Below are 17068 nucleotides of genomic sequence, written 5' to 3'. Positions count from 1 at the left end.
AAAGCCCCGCAACGTTTCTCCGTTGCGGGGCTTTGTCGTGTCGGTATCTAGCCAAAACTACCGGCAATATAATCTTGCGTGACAGGGATTTGGGGATTGCTAAACATCGTTCCAGTTGGCGCATATTCCATGATATGGCCCAAGTGGAAGAAGGCACACTGACTACTGATTCGCGACGCCTGTTGCATGTTATGCGTCACGATGATAATCGAATACTTCTTTTGTAATTCCAACAAGGTTTCTTCAACCTTAACCGTTGAAATGGGGTCCAAGGCGCTACAAGGTTCATCCAATAGGAGAACGTCTGGCGCCATGGCAATTGATCGGGCAATGCACAACCGTTGTTGCTGACCACCGGATAGAGACAAGGCACTCTTATCGAGGCTATCCTTGACTTCATCCCACAGGGCGGCCCCTTTCAGGCTCTGTTCGATGCGTTCCTCGAGCTCGGCTTTTTTCTTGATGCCGTTGGCCCGCAACGCGTAGACGATATTCTCCCGAATCGACTTGGCAAAGGGATTCGGCCGTTGAAAGACCATCCCAATGTGCCGGCGAATTTCATAGATGTTCACGCCCGGCTCATTAATGTTCACGCCGTGGTACCAGATTTTACCGGTCACCGTGGCGATGCCATCGTTCATCCGGTTCAGTGAACGCAGATACGTTGACTTTCCAGAACCAGAGGCACCGATTAGCGCCGTAATCTGATTCTTGGGAAAAGCCAAGTTCGCGTCAAACATGGCATGGTTACTGCCATAGAAGACTTGCATATCTTCGGTCCGCATCGCTAACGATGTCTTATCGTCAAACGTTTGTACCGCTGTTTCTTCAAATGAATATTGTTTTAACATGACTGCACCCCCTACTTGCTAGCCGTGACGCGCCGATACAGGTAATTTCCTAATAACCGTGCGCCTAGGTTGAAGAGGAGAACCGCAATGATCAGGACGGCCGAAGCCGCTGCGGATAAGGCTGCCGCGTTGCTGGCCAGTCCTTCAGTGTTCACTTTCCAGATGTGTACCGCCAACGTTTCGGCTGGTCGGAATGGGTTCAGCGGACTCGCTGGATCCATTGGATTCCAATCCGCGAAGTTGGTCACGGGAGCACTCTGGCCGGCCGTGTAAATCAAGGCAGCGGCTTCACCGAAGACCCGTCCGGCACTGAGGACGATCCCGGTCACAATCCCCGGTAAGGCTACCGGTAAGATAATTCCCAGTTCAGTCTTCCATTTGGACAAGCCCAGTGACAAGCCGGCCTCACGTTGGCTCCGCGAAACGGCACTGAGTGATTCTTCAATGTTCCGGGTCAACAACGGCAAGTTGAAGAAGGTCAGGGCAATCGACCCTGAAATAACGGAGAATCCAATCTTGAACTTCACCACGAAGAGTAAGAAACCAAACAGCCCCACCACTACGGATGGCAAGGAGCTCAGCACCTCAATCGCGGAACGGATCAGACTAGTCCGCCAGTTGTCTTTAGCATATTCGGCCAGGTAGATCCCGGCACCCAACGAAATGGGCACGGAAATCAACATCGTCAAAAGCAACAGATAGAATGAATTGAACAGTTGCACCCCGATACCACCGGCACCGCTAAAGGCATCGGTCGCACCCGTCAGGAATGACCAGCTCACGTGGGGCAAGCCAGCAGTTAAAATATAAGCGAGTAGGAAGAAGAGAATTCCCACAACGGAGGCAACGATCAAGTCAATCACGACCGTTGCAATGAAATCAGTCCGTTTAGCGTTCATGTTTGAGTTGCCCCCTCTTAGCAATGAAACGTACCAGTGCGTTGAAAAATAGTGACATTAATAACAGAATTAGAGCTAATGACCACAAGGCGTTGTTCGGTAACGTCCCATCAATGGTGTCCCCGATCCCCGTCGTTAATTGACTGGTCAACGTTGAAGCTGGTGAGATTAAGTTTTTCGGCATGATTGCGGCGTTCCCAATCACCATTTGAACGGCTAAGGCTTCTCCAAAGGCCCGGGCCATCCCAAAGATGATTGCAGTTAAGATTCCGGAAGTTGCCGAGCGCAGAATGACCCGCGACACCGTCTGCCAACGCGTTGCGCCTAATGCTAGTGACGCTTCCTTGTAGAACCGTGGAACGGCCCGTAAGCTGTCAACGGTCATCGACGTAATCGTTGGCAGGACCATGACGAACAGGACGAAGGTTGCTGAAATGATTCCGAAACCAGAACCACCGACTAAGTGCCGCATAAATGGTACGACGACGGCCAGACCAATGAACCCGTAAACAACGGATGGAATCCCAACCAGCAACTCAATGACTGGTTGTAGGAATTTCCGCCCGCGGTTCGGCGAGATTTCAGTCATGAAGATGGCTGTACCCAACGCAAACGGGGTTGCAACGATTGCGGCGGCGAAGGTCACGGCAAACGACCCTAAGATCATGGGCAATGCCCCGATTTTGCCTTGGTCGGGTGCCCAGTTAGTCCCCGATAAGAATTTCCAGAGGCTCACGTGATTTTGCGTAAACGTGGCAATCCCTTTCGAGGTGATGAACCACAGCATCGACGCGACCACGAGAATGATAATACCAATACAGAAATAACTGATCCCGCGACCGATCCAATCTTCATGCGTAGCTTTGGTTGCGTGATGCAACCGTGTATCCCACTCATGTGATTGGGTGTCTTGGTTTTTGAGCTGTGAATTAGTTTGTTCCATTGAATGACTCCCCCTTAAAAAAAGTGAAGGTGCTACGACCGCACCTCCACCCTGTGACGACTACTGACAAAGATTTTCGGTGCTAGTTCTGGGTAACGACACCCTTAGCATCCTTGGTAACCTTCATGTCATGAATACTGATGTAACCCATGTCCTTAACCAAGCTGTTTTGAACGGCCTTTGAGTCCATGTACTTCAAGAAAGCAGCGGTTGCCTTGTCAGGCGTACCCTTGGTGTACATGTGTTCGTAGGACCAGATCTTCCACTTGTTCGTTTGTACGTTGTTATCAGTTGGTGTTACATTATCGATAGAAACGGCTTGTAACTTGTTCGTGAAGTAAGAGAAGGCCAAGTAACTGATGGCCCCTGGCGTCGTGGAAACGATCTTTTGAACGGCACCGTTGGAGTCTTGTTCTTGTGACTTAACGGCAGTTGCACCCTTCAATACGGCGTTTTCAAACGTTGCTCGCGTCCCACTACCTTGGGCCCGGTTGATGATGACGATCTTTTGATCCTTACCACCGACTTCTTTCCAGTTGGTAATCTTACCCGTGAAGATCTTCTTCACTTGGGCCATCTTCAAGTTCTTGATGCCGGCGTCCTTGTTGACGACTGGTGCCATCCCCACGACGGCTACTTTATGGTCAGTCAACTTGTCAGCCTTGATACCATCCTTCTCTTCGGCAAAAATATCGGAGTCACCAATTGAAACTGCTCCGGCTTGAACTTGACTTAACCCAGTCCCAGAACCCCCACCTTGGACGGTCAAATTAACCTTGCTGTTCTTAGCGGTAAAGTTGGCACCCGCCTTAGCTGCCAGTGGTTGTAATGCGGTTGACCCCACGGCAGTTACCTTACCAGAAAGTGCTTCGCTACTTCCCTTACTACTAGTTGAGCTAGTGGCTTTCCCACAACCGACTAATAATATGCTAAGTGCTGCAATCCCCATTGCTAACTTTGATCCCTTATTCATCTCTGTCACTCCATGTCATTAAAAGTAGTAGAACCATTTTAAGAATCGCGATAGCTTTTCTCAAAATGCCTCCCCATAACTTACAACCCTGATTCTAAGCGATGAATATATATTATTCGTAGCAATCGTGTAAATTTTCGGTAAATGTTGCCAAATTCTCCATAAATTCCTTTATATTTCGATAGTTAACCCCCAAACACGATTAATTGCATAAATGTGGGTCGTTAATTGCGTCTTGCCGCCAAAATGGCTAGAATTAGAGTAAGAGGTGACCAGAAGTGGCAAATAAAAGTGAACGTAAAGCACGACACGCCATGATCGTTGATATGAACGACTTCTTAATGGATTATGCCGCATCAAAATTGGGTGAAAAGGCAGATTTAGCGCAGCAAGTCGCTGCCGCCGGCAAGAGTGATCTGACCGGTCTGGACGACCTATTCAAGGATAATGGTGTCGGTCGGCGAACCAAGTATTTGGACCTCGCCTCCGGTTTCCTTCGGGACGAAGCTGACGCCGATAAAGCTGACGCACCAAGTGACTTCGATGCCGCAACCAAGGCGTTGGGACAAGAAGCCATCGATTACCTGAGTAGCCATCCCCAAGAATTTAATCGCTGGGAAGAAGCTTAAACGCAAATACCGTTAGTCCGATTGACTTTTAAAGTCACCGGGCTAACGGTATTTTTTCATTGCTTTTGTCTGTTTGAATCTTATTACAAGGAAATTTTTTCGATCAATTGTTGGGGACTGCTTAATTTGAAACTGAAGATACTATTTGTGGTTACTTTCTAATCTCATATAGCCGAAACGTGAGACAGCAGGCAGCTAGCTGCGCTTAACCCCATAAGAAGAACAATCCAAACCCGGGATTCTTCTCCTTATGACGTTAATGCTCGGGATTGCTTTCCTAACTCTACACAGCCGAAACGTGCGCCAAGGAGCAGACAGTTGCGCTTAACCCCATAAGAAGAACAATCCAAACCCGGGATTTTTCTCCTTATGACGTTAATGCTCGCTGTCTAATCGCTCCTTGGCGCACTCTTTTCCTTATTTCCAATCCCACAAATCGGCCTTCATATTAGTTCCAATAATCTGCGTCAACAAATCAATGAACTGATCCGGCATGTACTTGGTCGTATCCAGTTCCGTGGGTTGGTCGTTTACCTTGGTGATGACCAATCCCCGATGTTCCAGATGTAAACCATACTTGGGGGCAATTTCACATAGTCGTGCTATCTGTTCTTCACTCACCGCTAAGTCTCCTTGAATTCTTGTTTAACCTGAGCTTAGCGAATCTGTTGGTCGCCGTCAAGCGGCTAGTAACAATACTTATCTGCTGCCAATTGTTGGTGGATTGCGCCGGCCAGTTGCGCTTCGTCTGGCCCCTCCGCAACGATTCGAACGTAATGGCCTGCGTAGCCCACTAGTTCGGCAACCTCTTCGTGCTGACTGGGGTCAATTTCAAGGTCACGAACCTTAATCCTAGCCTTGCTATCATGCTTCTGGCAGATCTTCTGTAATGCGGGGGCTTCATCAACGGTTGGCATCTCTTCAAACAATGGAAATCCAATGGTCTTCATCATGATCACCTCTTACTTCTATTGTAAGCGATTACATATTGAAAGCCAAGACTTTTCACTTTATTTCACAAGGTCAAACTATCCCGCGAACACGCGTTCAAAGTCAGTCCAAAGTATGGTATGATTATTGCCAGAAATGGAGGCGATGAGCGCATGCCAATTAAACTAGGGGTTCGTGAATTAGTTGAATTTACCTTGCGAACCGGGGACTTGGGTAGCACCAGTAATAGCCAAAATACGGCGCTCCTGGGTGCGCGCATCCACCGTCGCCTGCAAAAACAGCGCGGAGAAAATTATCAGAAAGAATACTATCTCGACCTAAACCTTACCCTAAATGGGGCCGACTACTTGCTTCACGGCCGAGCGGACGGCGTGACATTGACCGACGACGGCGCCAGCATTGAAGAGATCAAGACGTCCGAGACCGTTTTTGACCAGCTCAGCGAGAACACACTGACCCTCTACTGGGGCCAGGTCAAGCTCTACGCCTACTTACTGATGCAAAAAGAGACCGATCTCGATGAAGTCACGTTGACTTTAACTTACTTTCAGACCAATACGGAGACGACGACCCAGACGGACCAAGTCATCAGCCGTCAAGCCGCCAAGGCGTTCTTCGACAAGGTCATTGCCGAATACGTCACTTGGCTAAAATTCCGGTCCGACCTGCGAGAGCGCCGCGACCCAACCATTCAACAGCTCACTTTTCCCTTCGGCCACTACCGCCCGGGTCAACACGAGCTTGCCGTTGCCGTCTACAAGACGATTCTCACCAGCAAACGACTCTTTGCCGAGGCACCGACTGGTACGGGGAAAACGATTTCCACCCTCTTTCCAACCATCAAGGCCATCGGCGAAGGTGTCATCCAACGGATCTTTTACCTAACAGCCAAGCAGAGTACGCGAACCGTGGCCGAAGAAGCCGTCAGCCTCATGGCGAGTCAGGGACTCAAGCTCAAGAGTATCACGCTCACAGCCAAAGAAAAGATTCAGTTTCCAGAAGAAGCTGACCTGCAGCCGGATGAGAACCCCTACATGTTAGGCTACTATGATCGGCTCAAACCCGCTCTGCTCGATCTCATCAATCACAACGACCAGCTCACGCGACCCGTGATCGAGGAATACGCCCGCAAACATACGCTCGACCCGTTTGAATTTCAACTGGACGCGAGCCTCTTTTGTGATGTCATTATTGGCGACTACAACTACCTCTTCGATCCCCAAGTCCACCTCCAACGGTTCTTTACCGCCGAGGATCCGGACAACTTCTTCTTGATCGACGAAGCCCACAACCTGGTCAGCCGTTCACGAGAAATGTATTCCGCCGAACTCACCAGTCGGCCGTTAGACCGCCTGGTTGAACAGAGTCGCGACCTCAAACAGGCCACACCGAAGCTACGACGGCGCTTGCAGGATCTGCGCGCCACTTTCGATGACATCGTGGCCCCACTCCTTCAGGACGGCAAGACCGATACTACCTTTCTCACACCACCGGAGGACTTCAACCACGACCTGTCACGGCTGGTTGAAGCCATCCACGATTGGCTGGTTGACCAGCCCCAGACGCCCTTCACCCAGAGCATTCTCGACTACTACTTCGCCGCCATCAGCTATCAACGAATCGGCGAGTATTACGACGATACGTATCGCATGCGCTTAGCCGTGGTAGACGGCAATATTACGATCAAGCAGCTTTGCCTGGACCCCAGCGCCTTTCTCGCCGACAGCCTCGCCCTGGGCCACGGTGCCGTCCTCTTCTCAGCGACCCTCTCCCCCATGGACTACTACCAAACAGTCTTGGGGGGCGACACCGACAGCCTGGCTTACCAGCTTAATTCACCGTTTGAACCGCAACATCAAGCTATTCTGGTCACCAATTACATTCAAACGACCTACAAACAACGCAACGCCAATCTCGCGAATATCCTGCTAGCAATCAAGACGCTGGTGGACGGCAAGACCGGTAACTACCTGATTTTTCTGCCATCCTACAGCTACCTGCTCGACGTGACGCAAGCCTTTCAGATGGCTTACCCGCACATTAAAACCGTCGTCCAGCAGTCTAAAATGGCCGAGGCCGACCGCACAGCCTTTCTTGCAAACTTCGTGGCCGATCCCCAGGAAACGCTGGTCGGCTTTGCCCTTCTCGGTGGGATCTTTGCCGAGGGTATCGACCTCAAGGCCGACCGGCTGATTGGCGTGGGGGTCGTCAGCGTTGGTCTCCCCGGCATCAATCCGGAGACCGACCTTATCCGTGACTACTTCGACGAACAGTCCCAGCAGGGCTTCGCATTTGCCTACCAACTTCCCGGTTTAAACAATGTCTTCCAAGCGGCTGGCCGGTTGATCCGCGGCTCCAAGGACGTGGGCATTATCCTGCTGATGGACCAACGTTTCTCTAGTCCACGCTACACCCACTTGTATCCGCAACACTGGCAGCATTTCCGCCGCCTCTACCGTCCTGAACAACTGACGACTGCCGTGCAAAATTTCTGGCACCAGGAGGTCTCCTCATGAAAACGAAGCTTACCCTTGCTTTAGAAAAAACACTCTATTATTACTGTCGTGAGGCCGGTGCCTTCCCCGTTGAGGAGGTCACAATGCCTGATGATGCTGGCATTGTTGACACTCTCAGCTATCAGGAGATGCCGGATCTATCGATTGAATGGCGCTGCTACGAACTGAAGGTCACCAAGTCTGATTTCCACTCCAAGGCCAAGCTGTCCTTCGTCGGTCACTACAACTATTTCGTCCTTCCGTTGAAACTTTATCAGGAAGTTGCCGATGAGATTCCTGCTGGCATTGGCGTTCTGATTTATCGGCCCTTCGATAAAGATATGCTGGCAACGGCCACCGAAGCCCCCGTCACACCGGGTTACTTGACCGTGGCACGGCCACCACGACGGCAGGAACTCCAAGTACCGGCTAGTCAACTGACGACCCGTTTCATTGCGTCGCAGGCCCGCGAAGTCAATAAGGCCAAGCAGATGGAAACCGGCCTGAAGCAGTATGGCACCGATCGTCTCTATCAGGAATTGAAGAAGCGCCACCAACACTACGACGTCTACGATCCCGAAGCCAATTTCTACGACCAATTCATTGAAGACACCCAATCGGCCGCGGTCACCGCACTCCAGACTGAAGTGGACGCTCTGAGCCTAGAACTGCACGACCTCCAACAACGGTTAAGGGAGGACTGACGCATGCTTTATTTCCCTTACTTTCGTGGCCGGCAGTACGACCTGCTTGCACTGAAAAATATTGCTCAGCAGCACGTATTACCCGCCAACATCATCCCCATCATCGAACCGGTCAGGGACATCCGTGCCCTACCCCAAACGGTGGCGGCCTTCGTCGACCATGACCAGCCGGTGGTGGTCATTGCCAATCCAACGGTTAGCGACTATGCGTTGACCCAACAAAAGCTTCACGACTGGCGGCCGTATCAGGATAACCCCAATCTCATCGTTGGCCACGTGCTGACCCCCATGCTCATTCCAGACAGCCTTACAGCACCAGCCGGACACCACACACTGCTGATTGCTCGACAATACGATGAGCTCAAAGCGGCCCACCACGCTGGCTGGTTGACGGCGCCCGATTACCTATTAGTCCCCCCGGAAGCTCGCATTCGCCAGCTGCTGGACCGCCCGACTGTCAGCCTGTTCGATCACGCTTGGTTTCCGGAGCACGACCGAAGCTACGCCGATATTGTGGACGGCTTCTTCAGTGACGATTGGACACTGGCCGACTTCAATAACTACGTCGGCTTTAGTGACTACACGATTGGTGGCAGCCACTACAGCGAACATGGCTATCCCGCCAAAGCGGTCACCCTGCATCTCACGTATTTCCGTGGAAATCAGCTCCGCATCCACCGCTTCGTTTCCACCGACCGCAATGACTTCCGCCACCCCAAGGAGAAGTTTTTCCAGGCCGTGGCTAAACTGGCCGAGTGGTTGCCACAACAACCGGCGGTCACTCAGACCCCCGCGGCACAACAGCTAGCCGCCTACCACGAGCAGCAGCACTTCCCTGGACTGGGCGTGGTAAAACGGCTGAGTCTGGAACACCACTTACAGCTGATGGCGCAGTACTTCAAGGAAAATTTTCCAGTGGATTAAGGCTTTCTGGCTAGTCATTCATGGGATTTTTCACTCGAGATAGCTACTATCCTATAACCATTAAAAAACGAGTAACCAGATTTTTTCATACTGGTTACTCGTTTTAATTTTTATTGGTGTTTCGTAACGGCAACTTTGAGCTGGCGATTACGCACCAAGGCTCTGTTGCCGAAACGTGTGAGCAAGGGCAGCCAGTTCCGCTTAACCCCAATAAGGAAAAATCCAAACCCGGGATTTTCTCCTTATTGACGTTAATGCTCACTGGCTACCGCCCTTGCTCACACTCTTTTTACTTAACTGGCACCACGCAGACGCCTTCTGGTACCATGAAGTCTTTCTGAACCATCGTTAACTTACCACTGTCTGCGTCGCGCTTGTATAACGTAGCGTTGTCGGAGTTTTGGTTGACGACAATCACTAAGCTTTCGTCGGAATTCATGTTGAAGTCGCGAGGGAAGTCACCTTCCGTGGAGATCCGTTGTACCGTGGTCAGCTTGCCTTCGTCATCGGCCGCGAAGACCGTGATGGAGTTGTGACCCCGGTTGGAAACGTACACGAACCGACCATCGCTACTCAAACGAATGGCAGCTGAGCCGTTGTGTTCCGTCCAGTCATCGGGAATCGTGTGGCTAATTTGCTTAACCGTTAATTTACCAGCGGCGGCATCGTAGTCCAAAGTAGCAACGTTGCTACTCAATTCACCGACCAGATAAGCAACGCCCTTCTTGTCATCAAAGATGATGTGACGAGGACCATAACCAGCTGGCAGGTCAACGTGACTAACGGCCGTTAATTTACCGGCGTCTGAAACGTCGTAAATGTAGACCTTGTCCGTCCCCAGGTCACAAACGACCAACCGGTTGTCCGGCGTCAAATTGGTGAAGTGAGGATGCGCGCCATCAGCTTGTTCCGGTGCTGGTCCAACTGGATCATCGTCGTGAACTTCGTCAGTTTCCGTCAACGTTCCGTCGTCAGCGATAGCATAGACGTTGACCAAGCCCTTGTGGTAGTTGGCCGTGTAGACCAATTGCCGTGCTTCATCAACCGCAACATAAGCTGGAGAAGCGCCGTGTTCCAGCACTTGTTGAATGGCCCGTGGCTTTTCTTCGGAAACATCATAGATAATCAAACCACCCTGGGTCTGGCCATCGGTTTCCTTCTTGTTGATGACATACAGGCGCTTCTTAGCGGCCTTCGCGATATAAGTCGGACTCCCAGCAGACGCTAACCATTCGCAATCCATCAGCTTAGGCGTCTTCGTGTCCAGACTCACCCGGTAAATTCCGCGACTAATGCGCTTGGTGTAAGTCCCAATATAAAAATCTTCCGTCATGTGTGCTACCCCTTTCAACTTACCATATCTATTTCAAGTATAGCACAGCTCAGCCAACAACACCTGACGAAGTCACTGGTAACCTAGTCGATTTACCGGTACAATAGGGTAAATTAGCTTTAGGAAAGGAATCACTGTAAATGTCTAGCTTTGAGGGTTACCACCCGCTGTTAACACCTAGTTTTCGGTTCGACTGGCTTACCCGTTTCAAATTAAAAAATGTTGCCACACTCACGAATCGTGATCTCGCCGAAACTGCCGACTGGATCAATAATACTATGCGCTCCACCATGAAGGAATCCACCTTAACCTGGGGGATCGAACGGCGCCGGACCCACAAGTTAGTGGGCTGGGGCGGCTTTTTCACATTGGACCTACCCGCTCACACCGGCCACGCTGGTCTAGAGGGCAAACGGTTGCCGATTAACGAGCAACAGGAAATCGTCGACAGACTGGTTAACTTTGGGCGCGATGAATTACAACTAACTGAAATGACGCTGACGCCATCCGTTAACTTGGATGAAACGGTGCTGGCGGCGGCCGGCTTCACGGCCAACAGCGCCGATGCCGATTGGACCTGGCGCCTCCACCGTTAGACTTTAATGACGTCTACGGCTGCCAGGGGTTCTGCCTGCTGTGGTCAAAATTCAGACGCCTTGCCGGGCGGTGCCAATCAGCCGTGACGCTGTGGGCGGACGCCTGGAGCCACAGAGCGGTCTCCAGGCTTGCTTTGAACCTCTGAGAACCGAGTTTCAAAGTCACCAATTCTCTAAGCGGCACAGACCGCCACTAAGAGAATTCCCACGGCTGAGCTGATTGACACCACCCTCACGGCTAACATGGCTTTAGCCCACGCCAGTTCCATTCGAATTTTATTTCTGATTGACATAACAAAATATTTAACGACAAAAGAAGCTGTTAGACCTCCTATTAGGCCTAACAGCTTCTTTAAATTCTCCCTTAAACCTAATCCTCTTCCGTCACCCGCTGATTTAATTCGCGTGCGATGTCAAAAGAATCACTCCGATAAGCATCATGAACCCCGAGATAATAACATGCCAGGCTACCCAATGCGACGACCAGGAAGTCTAGGGGATAGGCAATCTGCCCGATCCCGCCAAACTCGTGACTGCCGGCATACGACATCAGCGTAAGCCAGACCATTTCTGCCAGTAACCAACGGCTTCCCTTGAGGCTCGCGCGTAACGCGTGCCATCCCGCTGGCTGGCGAATTTCATAATAAATGTAACAGATCAGACCCAAGGCAATCACACCAAAGACCTCAACCGTGGTCGGCCACTTCGCCCAGTAGATGGCCAAACTGGCCAGCACGTAGGCAAGTGGTGCCCACAGGTGAATCCAATGGAGTCGAAATGGCCGAACAAAGTTGCGTCCCTGATGTCGCAGAGCAGTCACCGTGACTGGCCCCGTCAGGTAAGCGATCAGCGTTGACGTGGAAATCACGTTAGACAACGCACTCCAGTTTCGGAAACCGGCAACCAGTAAGACCCCCAACAACATGTCAACCACCATGGCCCGCCGGGGGGTCTGGTATTTCCGGTTGATTTCACCCAACCGGGTCGGCACGTGCTTGGTCCCCGTCATGGCAGCCAGGGCGCGACTCGTCGTGGCCACGAAGGACACGCCAGTCCCGAATGGCGAGACGAACGCATCCAAATACAGTAATGTAGACAACCAACCCAGATTTAACAGGATGGCAATATCCGCGAACGGCGACTGGAAGTTAACCCCCTGCCACCCGTGCGCCAGATTTGCCGCGGGCACGGACCCAATGAAGGCAACCTGCAGCAACGTGTAAATCACGGTACTGATCCCAAAGGCAATCACGATTCCCCAGAGAATGTTACGCTCCGGGTGCGCGATCTCATTTCCCATGTTGATCGTCGTCTGAAAGGCGTTGTACGAGAAGATAATTCCCGCGGCCGTCGTTGCCGAGAAGATGGCCGCACTCCCACCGGGCATGAAGCCCGCGGTATGACCAAAGTTATTCGGCTCAAACCCAGTCGCAATCAACACGATAATGGTCAGCGTGGGAATCGCTAATTTGAAAACAGCGATAAAACTGGTAAATCTAGTCAGTAGCTTCACCGACCAGAAGTTCAATAACGTAAAGGCCAAAATAAACAGGAAGACAATCATTAACCCTTGATTGGTAATGTTCCCATCCTTCAAGAATCCCCTAGTCCAGTTCGCCCAGGCCCAGGGCCAGGAACTCATGTACTGCACGGCGGCAACGGCTTCGATTGGAATAATCGTCAATAACGACAGCCAGTTGGACCAGCCGGCAACGAACCCCAGTAAGGGGCCGTGGGAGAAAGCCGCATACTGGCTCATCCCCCCACTCGTCGGAAACATGGTTCCTAGTTCAATATAATTCAATGCAATCAGGCCGATAACCACGGCCCCCAAAATCCAAGATAGGATAGCGGCCGGGCCGGCGATCTGAGCGGCCATTCCCGCCCCAAACAACCAACCTGAACCGATGATGGCACTCAGCGTTAGCATGACTAATGAAAATAAACTCATCTTGCGCTTCAACCAAATTCCTCACTTTCAAAAAAGATATTGGCCCATTGTACACTAGGAATCTGGCAATGCGCTAAGAAAGCAGCGATATTTCACTTAGAAGAGTTGCCCCACGTAATAGTGAATAAACATGGTAATAATCCCGACAATGACGTTTCTGATGATCGCCGTCCGGACTAATCCGTGTCCTAATTTAGCACTCAGAAACCCGGTCAAAGTCACCGAAAGCAGAACGGCAACGATGGTCGCTGGCCACTGCCAAGCCGTGGAAAAGAGGCTCATGGCGATCAGAGGAAAAGCGCCCCCCAGCGAAGCCGCAATCAGGGATGAAAAGGCAGCGTTCCAGGGATTCATGTAGTGCCCAAGCTGAATGTCTTCCTTCACGTTAACCACTGTGGCCAAGGCATCCTTGTGCATCAGGTCCTGCGCGATGGCCAGGGAGGTCTCGGCGGAGACACCCCGTTCCTCATAGAACTTCTGGACTGCGGCCTCCTGGTCAGCGTAGTTGGACTTCAACAGCGCCGCTTCCTGTGCCACGGCCGATTTTTCCGTATCCTTCTGCGTGCTGACGGAGGCATATTCCCCCGAAGCCATCGAGAAGGCACAGGCCAACAGGTCGGAGAGCCCGGCAATAAAAATCGTAAACTGGTTGTTCGTCGCCGCGGCGACACTGAACAGCACCCCAACAACGGTCAGAATCCCATCATTAGAACCCAGCACCCCAGCTCGCAAGGTATTTAGTTTTTCACTCATCGTTTGCTTTTCTTTTTGCTTTTTGACACGTACTTCTTCATTTGCTGCCATAGAATCGGCCCCCCTCTATGCAAATAAACTGCCGATGCCGTATGTGACCAGCATCGTTAAAATTCCAGCAATGACGTTACGCTTAGTCCCATTCCACCGGTTGGCCTTGCCCAAAATGGCAGCCGTGTAGCCGGTAATTGATAGCGCAATGATCACGGCAATAAACGTCCCGATGATTCGCCACTGCTCAGGCAACAACGTAATTGAGACTAATGGCAGAATCGAACCAGTTGGAAACGAAATCATCGACGCAATCGCTGCTGAATAAGGATTGGTGTACTCCCCTACGTTAAATCCAAACCGTTCCCGCACGGTGGTCTTGAGGGGATCTTCACTCATCATTTCCCGAGCCGCCTGATCGGCCAGCTCCGGACGAATCCCACTCGCTAAGTATTTGTCCCTAACAAAAGCAAACTCACCTTCGTAATCGTTATCCAACGCCACGGTCTGTGTTTCGATCGCCTTACGTTGGGCATCCTTCTCCGCATTGACTGAGACGTATTCCCCCATGGCCATCGACACGGTCCCGGCAATCATGCCGGCAATCCCGGAAATAAAGATGGCAAAGCTACTCGTCGCAGCACCAGCCACCCCGACAACGATCCCGGCTACGGAAAGAATCCCGTCGTTGGCACCCATCACGCTAGCTCGTAGAACGTTGATTCGCTGAGCCAACGTTGCCGTTTTCTTCTCTTTCTTCATAACTATCCGCCCCCAAATAATATCCGTCTATTATTTTAACACTCTTATAAATAAAAGTTAGGTGTCACAAACTAAATTGTGGCTCAACTTTTAGTAAGTAGCCTGTCGCGAGTCCCAAAACTTGTGGTATCATCATAGTTTGTGACCATCTCGTCAATGATTTTAGTTTTAATTTAGAATCATTATCATCTACTAACAAATACATTGTACTCAGGTTACCTCTAAAAGTAAACTCTAAAAATCAAAGTCAGTCAATTCAGCCGTCTAGGATCCTACGGTGAGGCATAAAACTGGAAGTATTGTCAAAGTGTGGTTTAATAGAGGCAAACTAGAGTGATTATAAATAAATGATTCTCAAGACAACTTAAGAATCAACGCGACATTCGAACGCCTGACAACCACAGGTGCTTCACCATGTCATCACTAAAACTAAGGAGGGATAGTATCATGGCAACGCAACAGCAATTGTTGACTCAAGCCTTACAGACCCTGAAGGACCATCACGTCCGGGTCACGCCCCAGCGGCAAATTATTTTGACTTATCTCGTCACGCATCACAATCATCCCTCGGTGGATACGATTTTTAATGCGCTGGCCAACCAGCTCCCCAATCTGAGCATGGCGACAGTCTACAATACCTTGAATCTCCTAGTCGACCTGGGTGTCGTCATCGAATTGCCTAACGATAACGGCGGCCTGCGCTACGACTTCTACGGTCGACCGCACTACCACGTTATCTGCGAAAATTGTGGCAAGATCACGGACGTCTTCGCTCCTGACTTTCCACAGATTGAACAGCAATTGAATAGCGAGGCGGCGGCTCAGACTGGCTACCTGATTACCAGTAACCACGTCGAAGTCTACGGTCTGTGTCCCGAATGCCAGCAGAAGCTCCACATTGATCCCAGCCGGCAAAATTGGGCGGCCAACGGCTCGAAACCGCTGTCATAGCAATGTTACAGCCACATTACAGGTGTCGTAAACATTTAATGTATTTGCAAACACCCTAAACAAATCCCGTCAGTATTGATATTAATCGCGTAATATTACAGTCTTAGCCCAGCCCGGCGGTTGTCGTACCCACTGATATTGTATATAGTTGATAACGAAGAATATCGACTGAGCGGCGTCACAGCCGCAGTATAATATAAAGATTTGAGGGATGATCAGGGTGAAGATGCATAAAGTAGTATTGACCGCACTGGCCGCTTTAGGGGTTGTTGGCGTTCTCGGAATGACCAACACCACGACGGCTAACGCGAGCTCCAAGGTGAACGATTATATCAACAGTAAAAATATTAAGCCTGCTAAGATTACCAAGTCCATTTGGAATGGTTTTCCAAAGAATAAGTATCGTCATGGTAAGGCTAAGCCTGAAGGTGTTGTCGTTCACGAAACGGCCAATCCATCTTCAACCATCTACAACGAAATTGCTTACATGAAGCGTAACTACAATAACGCTTTCGTTCACAGTTTCGTCGATGGTTCTCGGATCATCAACATTGCCAATACCGACTACCTCGCTTGGGGAGTTGGCTTCCCTGGGAACGCCCGCTTCGTTCAATTCGAACAAGTTGAAGTTCACAGCAAGTCTGCCTTTGCTCACGAAGTTTCTAACGCGGCTTGGTACACGGCTTACCTGTTGAATGAATACAACCTGAAACCTAACGATGCCGCTTACGACGGTAAAGGGACAGTTTGGTCTCACGGTGCCGTTGCTAAGAACCTGGGTGGCTCTTCACACACCGACCCAGTTGGCTACTACTCTACCACTGGTAAGCGTTACTTTGGTCAGAAGTACACCATGGCTGCGTTCTACCAGATGGTCAAGAAGTACTACAACGCGATGAACGTTAAGCACACCAAGTTAGTTAATGCTGATTACACATCCGTTAACAAGCAAGCCAAGTTGAGTAGCAAGTACACCAAGTACTACCTGTACAACCACGTTAAGGGTGCCAACAAAAACGCTAAGCGCCAAAGTTGGTCAAAGATCTCCCCTAAGGTTGGCAAGACTTACTACGTCGACATGACGGCCAAGAAGAGCACTGGCTCGACTTGGTACCGAATCAAGCCATCTAAGAACACCACCAGCAAGACGCGTTACTGGGTCTACTCTGGGAATCTGAATGGCGTGAAGGATGTGCCAACGGAAACTACTGCCACGGCCATGAGTGCCAGCGCAAGTTCCGATGACGCTTCATCTGTCAGTAGTTCTAGCGTAAGCTCGAGCTCTAACAGCAACTAAATTTTAACGATTACGAACGCGGTTGGAAATTATTCCAGCCGCGTTTTTCTATTGAACTTATGGGC

17 protein-coding genes are annotated in these 17068 nt (G+C 50.7%); 7 read left to right on the top strand and 10 right to left on the bottom strand.

The genetic code is table 11. The features are described from left to right. Positions 1-47: 47 nt before the first annotated feature. The 4 genes from pstB to ACEPSU_RS03705 form a co-directional block, all read right to left on the bottom strand. A complete protein-coding gene (pstB, locus tag ACEPSU_RS03720) occupies positions 48-851 on the bottom strand; it encodes a phosphate ABC transporter ATP-binding protein PstB (protein WP_395322860.1) in 804 nt (267 codons plus the stop codon). A gap of 11 nt (positions 852-862) precedes the next feature. Beyond that, a complete protein-coding gene (gene pstA, locus ACEPSU_RS03715) occupies positions 863-1750 on the bottom strand; it encodes a phosphate ABC transporter permease PstA (protein ID WP_020090000.1) in 888 nt (295 codons plus the stop codon). Further along, entirely contained in the window at positions 1740-2693 is a 954-nt protein-coding gene (pstC, locus tag ACEPSU_RS03710; RefSeq protein WP_020090001.1) for a phosphate ABC transporter permease subunit PstC, read from the bottom strand. The genes pstA and pstC overlap by 11 nt, the downstream gene beginning before the upstream one ends. A gap of 82 nt (positions 2694-2775) precedes the next feature. Continuing rightward, positions 2776-3666, bottom strand: coding sequence for a phosphate ABC transporter substrate-binding protein PstS family protein (locus ACEPSU_RS03705; RefSeq protein ID WP_020090002.1), 891 nt, complete (start codon positions 3664-3666; stop codon positions 2776-2778). A gap of 278 nt (positions 3667-3944) precedes the next feature. Between ACEPSU_RS03705 and ACEPSU_RS03700 the strand changes: the two genes are divergently transcribed. Continuing rightward, positions 3945-4295 carry a hypothetical protein gene (locus ACEPSU_RS03700; protein WP_260339662.1) on the top strand — a complete coding sequence of 117 codons (351 nt, stop codon included), beginning with the start codon at positions 3945-3947 and terminating at the stop codon, positions 4293-4295. A gap of 417 nt (positions 4296-4712) precedes the next feature. Here ACEPSU_RS03700 and ACEPSU_RS03695 read toward each other — a convergent pair whose 3' ends face one another. Continuing rightward, positions 4713-4916, bottom strand: coding sequence for a hypothetical protein (locus ACEPSU_RS03695; RefSeq protein WP_260339664.1), 204 nt, complete (start codon positions 4914-4916; stop codon positions 4713-4715). A gap of 65 nt (positions 4917-4981) precedes the next feature. Next, positions 4982-5248 (bottom strand): PTS sugar transporter, encoded by a 267-nt coding sequence (locus ACEPSU_RS03690; RefSeq protein WP_395322859.1) that lies wholly within the window; start codon positions 5246-5248, stop codon positions 4982-4984. Between the two features lie 150 nt (positions 5249-5398). Here ACEPSU_RS03690 and ACEPSU_RS03685 point away from each other — a divergent pair, with 150 nt between their 5' ends. The 3 genes from ACEPSU_RS03685 to ACEPSU_RS03675 are packed head-to-tail and all read left to right on the top strand — an operon-like array spanning position 5399 to position 9369. Next, on the top strand, positions 5399-7762 hold the full coding sequence (locus tag ACEPSU_RS03685) for an ATP-dependent DNA helicase (RefSeq protein WP_395322858.1): 2364 nt from the start codon (positions 5399-5401) through the stop codon (positions 7760-7762). Then, positions 7759-8445, top strand: coding sequence for a hypothetical protein (locus ACEPSU_RS03680; RefSeq protein ID WP_260339667.1), 687 nt, complete (start codon positions 7759-7761; stop codon positions 8443-8445). Before ACEPSU_RS03685 ends, ACEPSU_RS03680 begins: the two co-directional genes overlap by 4 nt. Positions 8446-8448: 3 nt before the next feature. Continuing rightward, a complete protein-coding gene (locus ACEPSU_RS03675; RefSeq protein ID WP_395323550.1) occupies positions 8449-9369 on the top strand; it encodes a sce7725 family protein in 921 nt (306 codons plus the stop codon). 289 nt (positions 9370-9658) lie between these two features. Here ACEPSU_RS03675 and ACEPSU_RS03670 read toward each other — a convergent pair whose 3' ends face one another. Then, complete coding sequence (locus tag ACEPSU_RS03670) at positions 9659-10702, bottom strand: lactonase family protein (RefSeq protein WP_395361599.1); 1044 nt, start codon at positions 10700-10702, stop codon at positions 9659-9661. A gap of 140 nt (positions 10703-10842) precedes the next feature. Between ACEPSU_RS03670 and ACEPSU_RS03665 the strand changes: the two genes are divergently transcribed. Then, positions 10843-11298 (top strand): GNAT family N-acetyltransferase, encoded by a 456-nt coding sequence (locus tag ACEPSU_RS03665; RefSeq protein WP_395323546.1) that lies wholly within the window; start codon positions 10843-10845, stop codon positions 11296-11298. 370 nt (positions 11299-11668) lie between these two features. Here the strand turns inward: ACEPSU_RS03665 and ACEPSU_RS03660 are convergent, their stop codons facing one another. From ACEPSU_RS03660 to ACEPSU_RS03650, 3 genes are all read right to left on the bottom strand, one after another. Next, the gene (locus ACEPSU_RS03660) at positions 11669-13249 is read right to left on the bottom strand and encodes an APC family permease (RefSeq protein WP_395322854.1); all 1581 of its coding nucleotides are present in this window, start codon (positions 13247-13249) and stop codon (positions 11669-11671) included. A 96-nt stretch (positions 13250-13345) separates the two neighbouring features. Continuing rightward, entirely contained in the window at positions 13346-14053 is a 708-nt protein-coding gene (locus ACEPSU_RS03655) for a VIT family protein (RefSeq protein ID WP_020090012.1), read from the bottom strand. 15 nt (positions 14054-14068) lie between these two features. Next, positions 14069-14755 carry a VIT family protein gene (locus ACEPSU_RS03650; RefSeq protein ID WP_020090013.1) on the bottom strand — a complete coding sequence of 229 codons (687 nt, stop codon included), beginning with the start codon at positions 14753-14755 and terminating at the stop codon, positions 14069-14071. 447 nt (positions 14756-15202) lie between these two features. Here ACEPSU_RS03650 and ACEPSU_RS03645 point away from each other — a divergent pair, with 447 nt between their 5' ends. Together ACEPSU_RS03645 and ACEPSU_RS03640 are read left to right on the top strand one after the other, a co-directional pair. Then, positions 15203-15706, top strand: a complete 504-nt coding sequence (locus tag ACEPSU_RS03645) for a Fur family transcriptional regulator (protein WP_020090014.1) — start codon at positions 15203-15205, stop codon at positions 15704-15706. A gap of 226 nt (positions 15707-15932) precedes the next feature. Continuing rightward, positions 15933-17003 carry an N-acetylmuramoyl-L-alanine amidase family protein gene (locus tag ACEPSU_RS03640; protein ID WP_395322853.1) on the top strand — a complete coding sequence of 357 codons (1071 nt, stop codon included), beginning with the start codon at positions 15933-15935 and terminating at the stop codon, positions 17001-17003. Positions 17004-17068 lie beyond the last annotated feature (65 nt).

Origin of the sequence: Levilactobacillus parabrevis (assembly GCF_044051715.1) — a bacterium.
In the GTDB taxonomy this organism is placed as follows: Bacteria; Bacillota; Bacilli; order Lactobacillales; family Lactobacillaceae; genus Levilactobacillus; species Levilactobacillus parabrevis.
The sequence above is the reverse complement of the archived record's forward strand: the minus strand, read 5'-3'. Positions and strand labels throughout refer to the sequence as shown.